At 68.7% G+C, this 15,826-nt stretch carries 11 protein-coding genes; 6 read left to right on the top strand and 5 right to left on the bottom strand.

From position 1 onward, the window contains the following. Positions 1-25: 25 nt before the first annotated feature. From ACIBEI_RS35020 to ACIBEI_RS35040, 5 genes are all read right to left on the bottom strand, one after another. On the bottom strand, positions 26-958 hold the full coding sequence (locus tag ACIBEI_RS35020; RefSeq protein ID WP_398894396.1) for a carbohydrate ABC transporter permease: 933 nt from the start codon (positions 956-958) through the stop codon (positions 26-28). 3 nt (positions 959-961) lie between these two features. Then, a complete protein-coding gene (locus ACIBEI_RS35025) occupies positions 962-2,305 on the bottom strand; it encodes an ABC transporter substrate-binding protein (RefSeq protein ID WP_398894398.1) in 1,344 nt (447 codons plus the stop codon). 458 nt (positions 2,306-2,763) lie between these two features. Beyond that, positions 2,764-3,828, bottom strand: a complete 1,065-nt coding sequence (locus ACIBEI_RS35030; protein ID WP_398894399.1) for a LacI family DNA-binding transcriptional regulator — start codon at positions 3,826-3,828, stop codon at positions 2,764-2,766. A 31-nt stretch (positions 3,829-3,859) separates the two neighbouring features. Further along, on the bottom strand, positions 3,860-5,497 hold the full coding sequence (locus ACIBEI_RS35035) for a beta-xylosidase (protein WP_398894401.1): 1,638 nt from the start codon (positions 5,495-5,497) through the stop codon (positions 3,860-3,862). Beyond that, positions 5,494-6,501: a hydroxyacid dehydrogenase gene (locus tag ACIBEI_RS35040; RefSeq protein ID WP_398894402.1), complete on the bottom strand. Its 1,008-nt coding sequence runs from the start codon at positions 6,499-6,501 to the stop codon at positions 5,494-5,496. Before ACIBEI_RS35040 ends, ACIBEI_RS35035 begins: the two co-directional genes overlap by 4 nt. A gap of 255 nt (positions 6,502-6,756) precedes the next feature. On the opposite strand from ACIBEI_RS35040, the gene ACIBEI_RS35045 reads away from it, so the two are divergent. The 6 genes from ACIBEI_RS35045 to ACIBEI_RS35070 all read left to right on the top strand — a co-directional run bounded on the left by ACIBEI_RS35045 (position 6,757) and on the right by ACIBEI_RS35070 (position 15,811). After that, positions 6,757-8,019, top strand: coding sequence for an FAD-binding protein (locus ACIBEI_RS35045; protein WP_398894403.1), 1,263 nt, complete (start codon positions 6,757-6,759; stop codon positions 8,017-8,019). A gap of 129 nt (positions 8,020-8,148) precedes the next feature. After that, positions 8,149-9,447, top strand: a complete 1,299-nt coding sequence (locus ACIBEI_RS35050; protein ID WP_398894405.1) for an ROK family transcriptional regulator — start codon at positions 8,149-8,151, stop codon at positions 9,445-9,447. 154 nt (positions 9,448-9,601) lie between these two features. After that, a complete protein-coding gene (locus ACIBEI_RS35055) occupies positions 9,602-10,867 on the top strand; it encodes an ABC transporter substrate-binding protein (RefSeq protein ID WP_398894407.1) in 1,266 nt (421 codons plus the stop codon). A gap of 20 nt (positions 10,868-10,887) precedes the next feature. After that, entirely contained in the window at positions 10,888-11,853 is a 966-nt protein-coding gene (locus ACIBEI_RS35060) for a carbohydrate ABC transporter permease (protein WP_398894408.1), read from the top strand. Beyond that, positions 11,850-12,746, top strand: a complete 897-nt coding sequence (locus ACIBEI_RS35065; protein ID WP_398894410.1) for a carbohydrate ABC transporter permease — start codon at positions 11,850-11,852, stop codon at positions 12,744-12,746. Before ACIBEI_RS35060 ends, ACIBEI_RS35065 begins: the two co-directional genes overlap by 4 nt. Before the next feature lie 29 nt (positions 12,747-12,775). After that, positions 12,776-15,811 (top strand): glycoside hydrolase family 2 TIM barrel-domain containing protein, encoded by a 3,036-nt coding sequence (locus ACIBEI_RS35070; protein ID WP_398894411.1) that lies wholly within the window; start codon positions 12,776-12,778, stop codon positions 15,809-15,811. Positions 15,812-15,826 lie beyond the last annotated feature (15 nt).

Consider the following 15,826-nt stretch of genomic DNA (forward strand, 5'->3'; position numbering starts at 1 on the left):
GTCGTGGGCCTGCCGCTGACGGCGGTCATGACGTGGGCGCCTTGTTCGTGAGTCGGTAGAACAGCGCGGACGCGGTGCCGACGACCAGGGCGAGGATGATCGAGAGGGCGGAGGCGTAGTTGAAGTTGCCCTGCTGGAAGGCCCAGTCGTAGATCGCCATGATCGGGGTGAAGTCGCGGGTGACCGTCTCCGGTGCCATGGACTTGAAGAGCATCGTGTCGCTGAAGATCTGCAGGGTGCCGATGATGCTGAGCACGGTGGTGAGCACCAGGGAGCGGCGGACCAGCGGCACCTTGATCGACCAGGCGATCCGCCACTCGGAGGCCCCGTCGATGCGGGCGGCGTCGTACACGTTCGCGTCGACCGACCGCAGCGCCGAGTAGACGATCAGCATGTTGAAGCCGATCCCGCTCCACGCCATCAGGTTGCCGATGGACACCCAGATGAGTTCGCCGCCGTAGAAGTTGGCGTCGATACCGAAGAGGTCGAAGAACGGGGTGAGCGGGCCGACGACCGGGCTGTAGAGGTAGATCCAGATCAGGGTCGCGACGATGCCCGGGATCATGTACGGGATCAGCAGCGGGATACGGAACCGGTCGGCGACGCGTTGCGAGGCCGCGTCGAGGAGCAGCGCGAGACCCACGCTGGCGATCTGGATGACCGGGATGCTGATGACCGCGAAGAGGCCGACGCGGAGCATCGAGGCCCAGAAGCGGCCGTCGCCGAAGCCCTCGACGAAGTTGTCGAGGCCTACGAACTCGACGGTCTTCTCGCCGAATCCGAGCCCGGAGCCCTTCTCGCTGTAGAGGCTCTCCTTGAGTGCCATGACGAGTGGGGTCACGGTGAACAGGAGGAACCCGAGGAAGAAGGGGACCGTGAACGAGGCGCCCTTGAGGGCCATGATCCGCCGCCATCCCAGGCGCGTGGCCCGGGACGGCGGTTCGGTGACGGCTGCCATGGGTCAGCCCTCGACGTTGATGTTCTTGGACTTCAGGTCGTCGACCGTGAACTCCTGAAGGTGCTCAAGGGCCTGCTTGACCGTCATCTTCTTGGTGACGATCTTCGCCCACTGGTCCTGCAACTCGGCGAAGACACCTGTGTAGTTGGGGCCGACCGTCCAGTTGCTCTTCGCGTGTTCGACGGACTTGAGGATCACTCCGCGCGCCTCGGACTTGTGGGTGCCGAAGAGCTTGTCGGTGACCACCGAGTCGACCCAGGGGGTGACGTCCTTGACGGCGCCCGGCCACTCGTACTGCTTGGTGTCCTTCTGGTAGGTGGAGTCGATGCCGGTCTTGTCGGTCTTCATCCACACCGCCGCCTCGACGGCCTCCTTGACGTGCTCGCAGCCCTTGGGGACGAGTACGCCGTTGTTGGCGCTGTAGGAGGGGGTGGTGAACTCCGTGGCGTCGGCGAACTGGGGCAGGTCGATGGGCTGCCAGTCGCCGAGGGACTTCTTGTAGTTCAGTTCGTAGTTCTGCAGCTGCCAGGTCTGGGTGGGCAGCGAGACCATCTTCCCGGAGTCGAAGTAGCTGATCAGGGCGGGCCGGTCCTGGTAGGTCTGGTTGGCGACCAGGCCGCCGTCGACCAGTTGCTGGACTATGTCGGCCGCCTTGAGTGACTCGGGTGACAGGAAGTCGATCTTCCAGCTGTCGCCCTTCTGCTCGTACCAGGTGCCGCCCGCCTGCTGGACCAGGTTGACCAAGGTGGACGGGTCCTCGCCGGCCAGGTTCATGACGTACACGTCGTGCTTCTTGAGCTTCTTGCCCGCGGCGATCACGTCGTCCCAGGTCTTGGGGACGTCGACGCCGTACTTGTCGTACACCGAGCGGTTGATCATCATGAAGGTCGGGTTGAAGCCGGTCGGGACGGCGTAGTAGGTGCCGCCCGCCTGGACGCTGGGCAGGGCGGCCGGGTTGAACCGGTCGAGGTACGGCTTGAGTTCCTTGTCGACGCTGCTCAGCAGGCCCTCGCCGACGAGACTCGGCACCTCGCCGAAGTTCTGCACCAGGCAGGGGACGTCCTTCTTCGCGGCGACCGCGTTGCGCAGGTTCTGTGCCGTGCCCGGGTTGTCGGCCTGCTTGACGAACTTGAGCTTGATGCCGGGGTGCGTGCTGTTGAACTTGGCCACCACGGGGTCGACGTTCTTCGTCTCCGACCAGCTCCAGTACTCCAGCGTGACCGGCCCCTTCGACTGGTCCGAGGAGTCGTCGGAGTCACCGCCGCAGGCGGTCGCGGTGAGGGCGAGCACGGTGGCAAGCGCGGCGGCGGACAGGGTCGCGCGGTGCGGGACACGGGGCTGGGGCATGGCGGCTCCTGAGGGGACTGGAACAGGGGGGACCGTCCGCCGCTCGGGTTCTGCCGTCCGAGGGCGCCATAGAAATCGGTCTCTATGGAAGCTAGAACCGGTCCCGGACGTCGGCAAGACATCGGGCAGAGAAAACTGGGGAACTGGGCCAACTCACCCCGAACTGAACGGGATTTCGAACAAGTAACCGGATAATGGGTGCCTACCGGACAGCCGGTTCTCTAGAGACCGGTTGTCCAGGATGCGCGCAGAACGCTGCGGGGCGGAACGGGGAAGTCAGGGGCGGGACGGGGGAAGCCGGGGACGGGACGGGGGAAGTCGGTGCCCGGATCGCCGCCTCGGCCGGGGAATGTCGGTGCCCGGGGCCTCGTGCCGGCCAGGGCCGGTCGGTGTGTGCCCGGACGCTTGTGTCGACCGGGGATGGTTAGTGCCCGGAAGCCCGTGTCGACCGGGGAAGGTCAGTGCCCGGGTCGCCGTGTCGAGTCCCGCAGGACGATGTGGGTGCCGAGCACCAGGTGCTGGCTGCCGGGGAGTTCCTCGCGGTGCAGGGCCAGCCGGACGGCCGCGCGGCCCAGTTCCTCGTGCGGGACGTTGACGGTGGTGAGGGCCGGGAAGAGGTCCAGGGCCAGCGGCACGTCGTCGTAGCCGACCACGGACACCTCGTCGGGGACACTCACGCGCGCTTCGCGCAGCGCCTGCAGCGCGCCCGCCGCGACCATGTCGGTGCCCGCGAACACCGCCGTGAAGTCGGCGCCGGAGGCGAGGAGTTGGCGGGCGCCCTGATAGCCGTGCGAGCGGCTGAACGTGCCGTCCAGGATCAGCTTCGGGTCCGGGGCCAGCCCGAGCAGCTCGTGCGCGCGCCGGAAGCCGCTGATGCGCTGGTCGCTGGTGGACAGGCCCGGCACCCGGCCGAGGTAGGCGATGCGCTGGTGGCCCGAGGTGAGCAGATGGGTGGTCATCGCGAAGGCGCCGCCCTCGTTGTCGTACTCGACGACCGTGGCGGGCACCCCCGGGCCGAGCGGCGGCCTGCCGACGAGGACGAGCCGTGAACCCACCCGGTCCAGGGCGTGCGCGAAGTGAGTCATCCGGTCCTGGTAGGCCTTGTCCTCCCAGGCTCCGCCGACGACGATCACGGCGTCGGCGCGCTGTTCGCGCATGGTCTCGACGACGGCGAGGACGCGCTGCGGATCGCCGTGTGTGGTGCACAGCATGCAGAGCCTGCCCTCGGCGGACGCCTGTTCCTCCACGCCGCGTGCGATGTGGGCGTAGAACGGGCCGGTCACGTCGTCGACGACGAACGCCACCGTCTTGTTGGTGGAGCCGCCGAGCGCGCGGGCGTGCGCGTTGACCACGTAGTCGAGCTCGCGCATCGCCTTGAGCACCCTGGCGCGGGTGCTCGCGGCCACCGGGTAGGTGCCGCCCAGGACCCGGGAGACGGTCGAGGCGGAGACCCCGGCCCGTGCGGCGACGTCCCGGACCGTGGAGGCGTCATTGCCCATCACGGGCTCCGTCTTCTTGGCCACCGGTGGGCTCCCCTTCCCTGCTCTCTACCGGTCACCCTATGGGGTGGCCGGGTTCTCCTACGGCCTGGTCGGGCCCTCCGTCGTCCTGCCGCACGAGCACCACCGACCAGGGCGCGAGCCGCCGTTCGTAGGTCAGCTCGCCCGCCGCGTCGGCTCGTACGGTCTCCGTGCGTGGGGCCGTTCGACGTAGGGCGGCGATGTCCTCGCGGGAGAGCGGGTCGGGAGCGCCGCGCTCGCGCCAGGCGGCGAGGGTGTCGCCGCCGGACGCGCTGCCGGGTTCCAGGATCTCCACGGTGAAGGCGGCGTCGGCCGGCAGTCCGGTGAGGCTCAGGGTGTACGGGACGGGGGAGCCCAGGGCCAGTGTCTGCTCGGCGACCGTGCGGTCCGGTGTCGAGAGGGGGACGGCGAGGGGCATCTCGGGCGGGTAGTGGTAGGTGAGGGCGGTGATCCGGCCTGTGGCCCCCTCCCTGGTGACGACCGTGCCCGGCTCGTGGACGAGGAGTTCGTCGCCGAGCGCGTGCAGGAACCGGTAGGCGTGGTAAGTCGGCTTGGGTATGCCCTGCTGGTTGAGGAGTCCGAAGCCGCCGTGGAAGGCCGTGTCCCCGGCGCCCATCTCCTCGAAGACGTCCGTGAACGTCCAGTACGCGAGCGAGTCGACGAGGCCGATCGACTCCAGGTTGGCCCGGACGACGAAGGTCGCGGCCTGGGGGTGGTCGTGGGTGTGGTCCCGGGACGAGGGGGTCGAGCTCCACTCGGTGAGGTGGATCTCGGCGTCCGGGAACGGGCTCTTGCCGACGATGTCCCGGACCGTCGCGAGGTCCCTGCGGGTGGCGTCGGCGCCGCGTGTGTAGTGGGCGCCCTGGCCGTGGTCGTCGAGTGCCCAGTCCGTGGGGTACGGGTGGCAGGAGACGAAGTCGACGGGCAGCCGCTCGCGGGAGCAGTGGTCGAGGAAGTGCTCCAGCCAGACGGGCCGCCACTCCAGGGCGTCGAGGTTGTCGGCGGTGACCGTGACGTGGCCGCTCTTGTCCTCGGTGTCGCCGTCGAAGCGGGCGTCCGGCACGAAGTTGCTGGTGGCCGGGCCGCCGACGCGAAGGTCGGGGTCGATTGCCTTGAGGGCGTGGGCCGTTGCCGCGTACAGGTCGTAGTACTCGGCTCGGGTGCCGCGGAAGAACGGGTCGAGGTTGGGCTCGTTCCACACCTCGAAGTACCACTGGCGGACCTCGTCGATCCCGTACCGGGCGACCCAGTGGCGGACGGTCGCGGAGACCAGGCTCGCCCAGGCGACCAGGTCGGTGGGCGGGGAGCCGTGGGCGCCCCACCAGAAGATGGTGCCCTTCTCGCGGGCCAGGTCACCTGGGCTGAAGCCGAGTTCGACGAAGGGGCGCACTCCCGCGTCGAGGATCCGGTCGAACAGGTCGTCCACGTACTGGAAGTTGAGGACCGCCTGTCCGTCCCCGCCGAGCCTGTACACGAACATGTCGTCGTGGAAGAGGCCGTGGAAGCGTACGTAGCGGAAGCCGCAGCCCTCCGCGACCTGGCGCAACTGCTCCTGCCAGGAGGCGCGCAGGCCCTCGGCCGCGCGGCCCGCGCCGGCGCACACGGACCAGAAGTGGTGCAGGGGCTCGCCCGCGGCGGCCGCGTCGGCCCGCGGGGTCAGGACCGAGGTCACGCGGTGCGCTCCAGTACGGCGTGGTCGATCGCGTGGGCCAACTCCCGTCCGGACAGCAGCCGTTCAGCCTCCTCCGTGACGGCGAGACCGAGCCGGGCCACCTCGTTGCCCTGTGAGCCGGCGAGATGCGGGGTGATGAACGCGTTCGGCAGGTCGAAGAGCGGCGAGTCGACGGGTAGCGGTTCCGGCTCGGTGACGTCGAGGATCGCGCTGAGCCGGTTCGCGCGCAGCTCCTCGACGAGGGCGTCGTGGTCGAGGAGGGCGCCGCGGGCCGTGTTGACGAGTACGGATCCCGTCGGCATGAGGGCAAGTTCGCGGCGGCCGATGAGGTGGTGGGTCTCGGGGGTCTGCGGGGCGTGGACGGTCACGATGTCGCTGGTGGCCAGGAGGTCGTCGAGCGGCAGCAGGGGTACGCCGAGGGCGGCGGCCTCCGTCGCGTCGACGTACGGGTCGGCGAGGGTGACCCGCAGGTCGAAGGGGCGCAGCAGTTCGATGAGGCGGCGGCCGATCCGGGAGGCGCCGACCACGCCCACGCGGCGGCCGAAGTTGCCGATGCCCGGCATGATCTCCCCGTAGGGGAAGGCGCGTTGGGCGCGGAGGCGGTCGCGCTGGGCGAAGAGGTCCTTGCCCGCCAGGAGGATCATGGCGAGCGTGTACTCCGCCACGGGGAGGGCGTTCGCGCCGGCCGCGGAGGACACGGTGATGCCGCGGTCCCAGACCGCGGGCGAGGTGAGTCCCTTGACCGAGCCGGCCGCGTGGAGGATCGCCCGCAGCCTGGGTGCGGCGTCCAGGACCGCCTCGTCGATGTGGGGGCAGCCCCAGCCGGTGATCAGGATCTCCGTGTCGGCGAGCGCGTCCCGTACTCGGGGGTCGGTGAAGTTCTCGGCCGTGAGAGTGGGATCGATTTCTACCGCGTTGCCCAGACGGGCCAGTACGTCCGGAGGGAAGATGTGGGGCACGTTCTCGGCTGTCATGGCGAAAAGTGCGGCGGGGCGTGGGCGCAAGGTGGGGTGGCCTTCCGGATCGGTGACGCGTTTATAGCAACCGGTCTCTACGGTAGGTCTCGCGGAGTGAGAGGGTCAATGGACGGGGCGCCCGACGGTTTGTGGGTGGGTGCGGGTTGGTCGTGGCTGGTCGCGCCCACGCGGCGGAGCCGCATGGTGTCAACGTCCCGCGCCCCTGGGGTGGGACGGGGCCAGGTAGGTTCCAAGGGAAACCGTTTCGCCGGTCGACGAAAAAATTTCCGGAAGGACCCACGGATGGCAGAGGCTCTGACCAACTGGGCGGGGAACATCACGTACTCCGCCAAGGAGCTGCAGCGGCCGCGGTCGCTCGACGCGCTGCGGGTGCTCGTCTCGCGTGCCGACCGTGTGCGGGTTCTCGGCAGCGGGCACTCGTTCAATGAGATCGCCGACCCGGGCAGTGAGGGTGTGCTCCTCTCGCTGACCGGGCTGCCGCCGTCGGTCGAGGTGGACGCCGTGGCCCGTACGGTCAGAGTGGCGGGCGGGGTGCGGTACGCGGAGCTGGCCCGGGCGGTGCACGAGCGGGGGTTCGCGCTGCCCAACATGGCCTCGTTGCCGCACATCTCGGTGGCGGGTTCGGTGGCGACCGGCACGCACGGCTCGGGGAACGCGAACGGCTCGCTGGCCTCGCCCGTACGGGAGGTCGAGCTGGTCCTCGCCGACGGTTCGGCCCTGACGATAGGCCGGGGTGACCCCCGCTTCAGCGGGGCCGTGACCTCGCTGGGCGCGCTCGGTGTCGTCACCGCGCTCACGCTCGACCTGGAGCCGGACTTCGAGGTCGCCCAGCATGTGTTCGGCCGGCTGCCGCTCGCGGAACTGGACTTCGAGACGGTGTCCGCGTCGGCCTACAGCGTGAGTCTGTTCACCGACTGGCGGCGGTCGGGCTTCGTCCAGGCGTGGGTCAAGCGGCGTACGGATGTTCCGTGGGACGGGTTTCCGTGGGCCGAGCCGGCCACCGAGGCGATGCACCCGGTGCCGGGGATGCCCGCCGGGAACTGCACGCAGCAGTTCGGGGTGCCCGGGCCCTGGCACGAGCGACTGCCGCATTTCCGGCCGGAGTTCACGCCGAGCAGCGGCGCGGAGCTGCAGTCGGAGTACCTGCTGCCGCGCCCGCACGCCACGGGTGCCCTGCGTGCGCTCGACGCGATCCGGGAGAGGATCGCGCCGGTGCTGCAGGTCTGCGAGGTGCGTACGGTCGCGGCCGACCGGCAGTGGCTGAGTCCGGCGTACGGGCGGGACACGGTGGCCCTCCACTTCACCTGGGTCGAGAACACGGCGGCCGTGCTGCCCGTGGTGCGGCGGGTGGAGGAGGCGCTGACGCCGTTCGATCCGCGGCCGCACTGGGGCAAGGTGTTCACGATGGCGGCACCGGTGGTGCGCGGACGCTATCCGCAGCTGGCGGAGTTCAGGAACCTGGCCGCGGAGCTGGACCCGATGGGCACGTTCCGCAACGCGTTCGTCGGTGAGGTGCTGGGCGAGGGTTCGGTGCTGGGCGAGTGACGGACGGCTCGATCCCCACTCCGCCCGCTGTGAGCTTCGGGGACTTTGTACAGCCCCTTTCCTAACCCCTTGTCGAAAGTCCTCGGGCGGTCATAGCCTTGCGCCGCGCCGGGGCCGTCGGGGATCGCCATGGCCCGGCGGGGACCGAGGGGGCACATTCTGGTGAAGCGCACATCACGCGACATCCGCACGGCGAACCGCTATGGGGTGCTGCGCCAGATCATCGCCCATTCGCCCACGTCCCGCCAGGAGCTGGCCGCAGCCACCGGGCTGAGTCTCGCGACGATCGCCACGCTGGTCGGTGAGCTGCTCGACCTGGGGATGCTGACGGAGGTCGGGTTCGAGGACTCCGCGGGTGGCCGCCCGCGGGGCCTCGTGGCCGTCAACGCGTCGGGGGGCGCGTTGATCGGCGTCGACATCGCCGAGACGTACGTCCGGGTCGAGCTGTTCGACCTGGCGCTGGGCGTGCTGGCCCGTGCCGACGAGGACATGCGCCCCGGTGAGATCCGTCCGGAGCAGGTCGTGGGTCATGTCGCCTCGGCCGTCGGTTCGGTGGTCGCGCAGGCGGGTATCGAGGGCGGCCGGGTGCTCGGGGTCGGGGTCAGTGTGCCGGGTCAGGTGGACCGGGAGGCTGGTGTCTCGGAGTACGCGCCGAACTGGGACTGGCACGACGTGCCGCTGCTCGACCTGCTCGCCGAGCACATCGCGTATCCGCTGTATCTGGACAATCCGCTGCGCGCCTGCGCGGTCGCCGAGCTGTGGTTCGGGGCGGCGCGCGGGCGCGGGGACGCCGTGGTGGTGAACCTCGGGACGGGTGTCGGTGCCGGGCTCGTGCTGGGCGGCGGGCTGCACCGGGGGGTGAGCAACAGCGCCGGCGAGTGGGGGCACACCACGCTCGTACTGGACGGGCGGCCGTGCCACTGCGGCAACCACGGGTGCGTGGAGACGTATGTCGGGGCGCCCGGAATCATGCTGAATCTCCGCGAGTCGAGCCCCGAGAGCACCTTGCTGCATCCCGAGGACCAGACCGCGACGATCAACGCGCTCGCCCGCGGGGTCGCCGCGCAGGATCCGGTGGCGACCGAGGTGGTCCAGGACACGGCGCGCTATCTCGGCGCCGCCATCGCCGACCTGGTGAACCTCCTCAATCCCGAGGTGGTCGTACTGAGCAGCTGGGTCGCGGCCACGCTCGGTGAGCCACTGCTGTACGAGGTCCGCGAGGCCGTGGCCCGGCACGCGCTGAGACGGCCGCTGTCCAGCACCGAGATCGTCCTCTCCCCCATTCCCACGGACCCCGTGTGCCTGGGCGCGGCGACGTTCGCGCTGGAGGGCGCCCTCAGTTCGGTGGGCCTGAGACCCGGCGGCGGCAAGGCCTCCGCGACTCGTCGTGTCTCCCCCGCGAAGAGTCGTACGGCACCGTCTTCCTGACGTCTGAGCCCTGTCACGTCCGGTATTCCGGACGGGGCACAACGCTTCGAACAGACTTCGCCCAACCCCTTGCCGAAGCATTAGCCGAAGGTTAACGTCCCGCCACCGCACAGCGATTTCGAGCCGCAGCCGTACTCGAGACAAGGACGTCAGAATGTCGGCACTGAGCAACAGCAACTGGGACCGTCGATCCATCCTCCGGGCCGCAGCAGGCCTGTCCGCCGCGGGCGCGCTGACCGCGTGCGGCGGTAACAACGGGCGATCCGGCGGGGGAAGTTCGGGCACGAACCTCACGCAGTACTTCCACGCTTACGGTGAGGCGGGCACCGAGCAGGCCATCAAGAAGTACGCCAAGGCCTACGACAAGGCCAACGTGACCACGCAGTGGATCACCAGCGCCGACTTCGAGAGCAAGCTCTTCGCGACGCTGCTCACCGACAACGCGCCCGACGTCTTCGAGTTCCACCCACAGATCCAGATGATCAAGAGCGGTCAGGTGGCGGACCTGACCGACATCGTCGACCCGGTCAAGGCGGACTTCAACCCGGCCGACATCAAGTCCCACACCGTTGACGGCAAGATCTACGGCGTCCGCATGATCGACGATCCGCAGTTCTTCTTCTACCGCAAGTCGATGCTGGAGAAGGCCAAGGTGGAGGTGCCGACCACTCTCGACGAGCTGACGGAGGCCGCCGCCAAACTCACCACGAGCAAGGTCAAAGGCCTGTACATGGGCAACGACCTGCACAGCGTCATCAGCCCGATGATCTGGTCGGCCGGTGCCGACACTCTCGACGAGAAGAACCAGATCGCTTACCACACCCCCGGTGTCATCGAGGGCATCAAGAAGATGCGCAAGCTGTTCACCAGCGGCGACCTTCTCCTCGGCGCACCGACCGAGTCCTGGGACCCTTCGTCGCTCAACCAGGGCCTGTGCGCCATCCAGTTCTGCGGCATGTGGGCGATGCCCGCCATCCAGGCCGCGCTCGGCGACGACTGGGGGGTCTTCCCCTTCCCGAAGACCGTCGACTCCGGTAAGCAGTCGGTCTACAACGGCGGCTGGTCGATGTTCGTCAACGCCAAGGGGAAGAACGTCGAAGCGGCCAAGGAGTACGTCAAGTGGCTGTGGATCGACCAGAAGCAGTACCAGGAGGACTGGGCCACCTCCTACGGCTTCCACATCCCGCCGCGCACCTCGCTCGCCCAGACGGCCACCAAGCTCAAGTCGGGCAACGCGGCTGAGGGCGTCAAGCTGTTCAACGAGTTCGGGCACTTCGACAACATCGGCTGGACCCAGGCCATGATCACCTCCCTTGAGGACGTCTTCGCCAACTCCGTCCGCAAGGACATGGACCCGGAGAAGGCCCTCGACAAGGCCGACGCGGCCGTCAACCGTGAGCTCAAGAAGCTGTTCGGATAGGCCGCGGGACGGACCACGACATGTCGACGACCAAGACGCGCGACCTCGCGCGACCCGCCCCGGCGAAGGCCTCACCGGTCAAACCTCGGCGGGCCTTGCGGGGCAGCCCCACCTTCAACTTCTGGCTCTTCACCGGGCCGTTCCTCATCGGTCTGGCGATCTTCGTCTACGCACCGATCCTCTGGAGCCTCTGGCTCAGCTTCTTCGAAGCCCGCTTCACCGTCACGCCCGACAAGTTCGTCGGCTTCGAGAACTACACGTACATGCTGACGAACGACGACTTCGTCGGTTCGCTCGGTACCTTCACCGCGTTCGCCGCGTTCATCGTGCCCACCACCTGGGCGCTCTCGCTGGGCCTGGCCCTGCTGGTGAACCGGCTGCGCTTCATGCGGGCGTTCTTCCGGTCGGTCTTCTTCCTGCCGACCGCGTGCAGCTATGTGGCCGCCTCACTGATCTGGAAGATGTCCATCTTCAGCGGCGTCCGGTTCGGCCTGATGAACACGGTCCTCGGCTGGTTCGGGGTCGAGAACATCGCCTGGCTGGCCGACCCCAGTCCGCCCTGGTACTGGGTGGTCATCGTCAGCGCACGTCTGTGGCTGCAGTCCGGCTTCTACATGATCCTTTTCATCGCTGCGCTGCAGAACATCCCGGGCGAGCTGTACGAGGCCGCCGCCATCGACGGCGCCAAGCCCGGCTGGCAGACCTTCCGTTACATCACCCTGCCCCAGCTGCGCGCCACGTCCACCGCGGTGATCCTGTTGCTGCTGATCGCCGCCTACCAGGCCTTCGACGAATTCTTCAACCTCCTGTCGAAGACCACCTGGGGCCGTCCACCCCTCGTCGAGCTGTACTACAAGGCCCTGGGTGAGAGCCAGGACTACGGTGCCGGCAGCGCGGGCGCGGTGATCCTGACCGTGCTGATCTGTGCCGTGACCCTGCTCCAGGGCAAGTTCATGGGCTTCGGAAGGGGTGAGGAGTCCAAGTGACCACCACGATGCCCGAGGTACGGGAATCCGCTCCGCCGCCGGAGAAGCCGCGTCGCGTCAAGCGCGGCGGCGGCGTGATGAGCTCCACCGGGCTCTACATCGCCACCGGGATCGCCGGCTTCTTCTTCCTGGTCCCGTTCTACCTGCTGATCCGCAACGCCCTCTCCACGGACGCCGAGATCACCGGAGAGAACTGGAAGTTCTTCCCCACGGACATCCAGTGGGGCAACATCAGCGAACTGTTCAACGACGGGACGGTGCCCTTCGCCCAGTCCCTGTGGAACTCGGCGGTCGTCGCCACCCTGCACACCGTCGGCGTCCTGCTGGTGTGCTCCCTCGCGGGCTACGGTCTGGCCCGCATCCCGTACAAGCACGCCAACAAGGTCTTCTACGCCGTGCTGGGTACCCTCATGGTCCCGACAGCGGTCACCTTCGTCCCGAGCTTTGTGCTGGTCTCGTCCCTCGGTTGGGTGGACACCTACCGGGGTCTGATCGTCCCGGGCCTGTTCAGCGGTTTCACCTGCTTCCTGTTTCGGCAGTACTTTCTGGGGTTCCCCAAGGAGCTGGAGGAGGCGGCGCGCGTGGACGGGCTGGGCTACTGGGGTGCGTACTGGCGCATCGTGGTACCCAACTCGCTGAACTTCTTCGCGGCGATGGCGACCATCACCTTCATCAACGGCTGGAACTCCTTCCTGTGGCCGCTGGTCATCGGTCAGAGTCCGGAAGCGTGGACCGTTCAGGTCGCGCTGTCCAACTACATGACCAACCAGACCGTCGTCTTCCACATGATCTTCATGGCCACCGCCTTTTCCATCCTGCCCCTGGTGTTCGTGTTCCTCTTCCTCCAGCGCTGGCTGGTACAGGGGATCGCCCAGACCGGCATCAAGGGCTGAGCCGCCTATCGGGCTGAACTAGGAGACCGATGTCCTTCCGCACCACGGCCACCTCGACGGACTACGTCGAGGACGTCTCACCCGGCAGCGGAGCCCTTCCGCCCCGCGCCTGGTACCCCTCCTCGGACGCCGCCTCCCTTTCCCTGAACGGTAGTTGGCGGTTCGGGCTCTCGGCGACGGCCGATGCCGAGGACGAGTCGTTCGCCGCCGAGGGATTCGACGCCGGGGCCTGGCCCGAGGTGCGGGTCCCCGGGCACTGGGTCCTCCAGGGTGACGGACGCTTCGGGGCGCCGATCTACACCAACCACCGCTATCCGTTCCCGGTGGATCCGCCGCGGGTGCCGACGGAGAATCCGACCGGCGACCATCTGCGGGTCTTCGACCTGCCGGACGGCTGGCCGGCGGAGGGTGGGGCCGTGCTCCGTTTCGACGGGGTGGAGTCGTGTGCGCGGGTGTGGCTGAACGGGACGGACATCGGTGAGTTCAAGGGGTCCCGGCTGGCGCACGAGTTCGCGGTCGGGCACCTCCTGAAGGCGTCGGGGAACGTGCTCGCCGTCCGGGTGCACCAGTGGTCGTCGGGCTCGTACCTGGAGGACCAGGACCAGTGGTGGCTGCCCGGCATCTTCCGGGACGTCACGCTGCTGCACCGGCCGGCGGGCAGCGCGCTCGACTTCTTCGTGCACGCCTCGTACGACCATGTCGACGGGCTCGGGACCCTGCGGGTCGACTCCGACGTCGACGGGCGGGTGACCGTGCCCGAGCTGGACATCGATGTCGCGACGGGCGAGTCCGTGACCGTGCCGGTCCGGCCGTGGACCGCCGAGACACCGCGCCTGTACGACGGGACGCTGGTCACCGAGGGCGAGCGGGTGCCGCTCAGGATCGGTTTCCGTACGGTCGTGCTGGCGGACGGCCTGATCAAGGTGAACGGCACGGCGGTCCTGTTCAAGGGCGTCAACCGGCACGAGTGGCATCCCGAGCACGGCCGCGCCCTGGACCTGGAGACCATGCGCGAGGACGTGCTGCTGATGAAGCGGCACAACATCAACGCCGTGCGCACCTCCCACTATCCGCCGCACCCGGCCTTCCTCGACCTGTGCGACGAGTACGGGCTGTGGGTCATCGACGAGTGCGACCTGGAGACCCACGGCTTCACCGAACAGGCCTGGCGGGACAACCCGGTGGACGACGACCGCTGGACGCCGGCGCTCCTGGACCGGGCGTCCCGCATGGTCGAGCGCGACAAGAACCACCCGTCGATCGTCATCTGGTCGCTGGGCAACGAGGCGGGCACCGGGCGCGGGCTGACCGCGATGGCCGAGTGGATCCGTGGCCGTGACCGCTCACGGCTCATCCACTACGAGGGCGACTGGAACTGCCGCGACACGGACATGTACTCACGGATGTACGCGGACCACGCCGAGGTCGAGCGGATCGGCCAGGGCCTGGACGGCGGCCCGCTCAAGCGGCGCCAACTCCCCTTCATCCAGTGCGAGTACGGCCACGCGATGGGCAACGGCCCGGGCGGACTCGCCGACTACCAGCGGATCTTCGAGGCGCACGACCGGATCCAGGGCGGCTTCATCTGGGAGTGGATCGACCACGGCATCAAGGACGAGCGGTACGGATTCGCGTACGGCGGCGACTTCGGGGAGGAACTGCACGACGGGAACTTCGTCTGCGACGGGCTGCTCTTCCCGGACCGCACGCCCTCGCCGGGGCTCGTCGAGTACAAGAAGGTGACGGAGCCGGTCCGCATCGAGGGCGCCGGCACAGACGGCACAGGCGGCACGGACGGCACGGTCCGGATCACCAACCGGTACGACTTCGCGGACCTGTCGGCGCTGGCCTTCGAGTGGTCGTACGAGGTCGACGGAGAGGTGGCCGAGACGGGCACGCTGTCGGTGCCCGCGCTCGCGCCGGGCGAGTCGGCCGAGGTGAAGCTGCCCGCGCCTCCGTCGGACGCGCGTGAGCCGCAGGGGCGCGCCGGTGTCGAGACGTCGAACGCGCGGAGGCCCGAAGGGTCGAGCACGATCGGCGGCTCGACACCGGCTGTAGCGCCCCGGAGGCGAACCGAGCCCGACAAGAGGGGCGCCGAGACCCGGTGGACGGTCCGGGCGACGCTCGCCGACGAGACGGCGTGGGCGCCGAAGGGGCACCTGGTGGCCTGGGGCCAACTGCCGGTCGTAGAGCGCCCGTCGGTGACCGTTCCCGCGAGTGAGCGGCCCGTCCTCGACGGGCAGGGGGGCATCACGCTCGGGCCCGCCGTCTTCAACGCGCGGACCGGTGAGCTGGCGACGATCGACGGGATCGACTTCTTCGAGCTGAAGCTGGACGTGTGGCGGGCGCCGACCGACAACGACTTCGGCGCGGCCTGGCAGCCGGACATCCGCTACGGCGTGCTCTGGCGCAAGCTCGGCCTCCACCGGATGCAACACCGGCTGGACTCGGTCGAGTTGACCGACGACGCGTTGACCGTACGGACGCGGGTGGCGCCCGCCGCCGCGGAGGTGGGCCTGCGCACGGTGTACCGGTGGACGTCCGACGGGACGCGGCTGCGGCTGACGGTGTCCGTGACACCCGAGGGCGACTGGAAGGTGCCGCTGCCGAGGCTCGGCATCCGTCTCGGGCTGCCCGCCGGTGACCGGGTGAAGTGGCACGGCGGTGGTCCCGGCGAGGCCTATCCGGACACCAAGTCCGCCTCGATGCTGGGGCGTTGGGAGTCCACGGTGGACAAGCTGCAGACCCCGTACGTGCGCCCGCAGGAGAACGGTGCCCGTGCCGACGTCCGGTGGGCGGAGATCGGCTGGTGGGATGGCGTCGTCGCGCTGCGTGTCGAGGGCGAGCCGGAGTTCTGGTTCACCGCCCGGCGCTGGAGGAGCGAAGAACTCGACGCCGCCGAGCATCTGACGGATCTGAGGCCCGGCGACACCGTGTGGGTCAACCTCGACCACGGTCAGCAGGGAATCGGTTCGCAGTCGTGCGGTCCGGGCACGCTGCCGGAGTACCAGCTGCGAGTTCAGCCCGCTGAATTCTCCTTTGTCTTCTCGGTGGTCGAGGACTAACAATGTTACCGGTCA

The sequence above is a fragment of the Streptomyces sp. NPDC050988 genome, from assembly GCF_044456225.1.
Taxonomy (GTDB): Bacteria; Actinomycetota; Actinomycetes; order Streptomycetales; family Streptomycetaceae; genus Streptomyces.

What these genes read in the sequence shown, in the direction of transcription:
- ACIBEI_RS35020 (WP_398894396.1), bottom strand. Translation starts at nt 958, where the DNA reads ATGGCAGCCGTCACCGAACCGCCGTCCCGGGCCACGCGCCTGGGATGG.
- ACIBEI_RS35025 (WP_398894398.1), bottom strand. Translation starts at nt 2,305, where the DNA reads ATGCCCCAGCCCCGTGTCCCGCACCGCGCGACCCTGTCCGCCGCCGCG.
- ACIBEI_RS35045 (WP_398894403.1), top strand. Translation starts at nt 6,757, where the DNA reads ATGGCAGAGGCTCTGACCAACTGGGCGGGGAACATCACGTACTCCGCC.
- ACIBEI_RS35050 (WP_398894405.1), top strand. Translation starts at nt 8,149, where the DNA reads ATGGCCCGGCGGGGACCGAGGGGGCACATTCTGGTGAAGCGCACATCA.
- ACIBEI_RS35055 (WP_398894407.1), top strand. Translation starts at nt 9,602, where the DNA reads ATGTCGGCACTGAGCAACAGCAACTGGGACCGTCGATCCATCCTCCGG.
- ACIBEI_RS35060 (WP_398894408.1), top strand. Translation starts at nt 10,888, where the DNA reads ATGTCGACGACCAAGACGCGCGACCTCGCGCGACCCGCCCCGGCGAAG.
- ACIBEI_RS35070 (WP_398894411.1), top strand. Translation starts at nt 12,776, where the DNA reads ATGTCCTTCCGCACCACGGCCACCTCGACGGACTACGTCGAGGACGTC.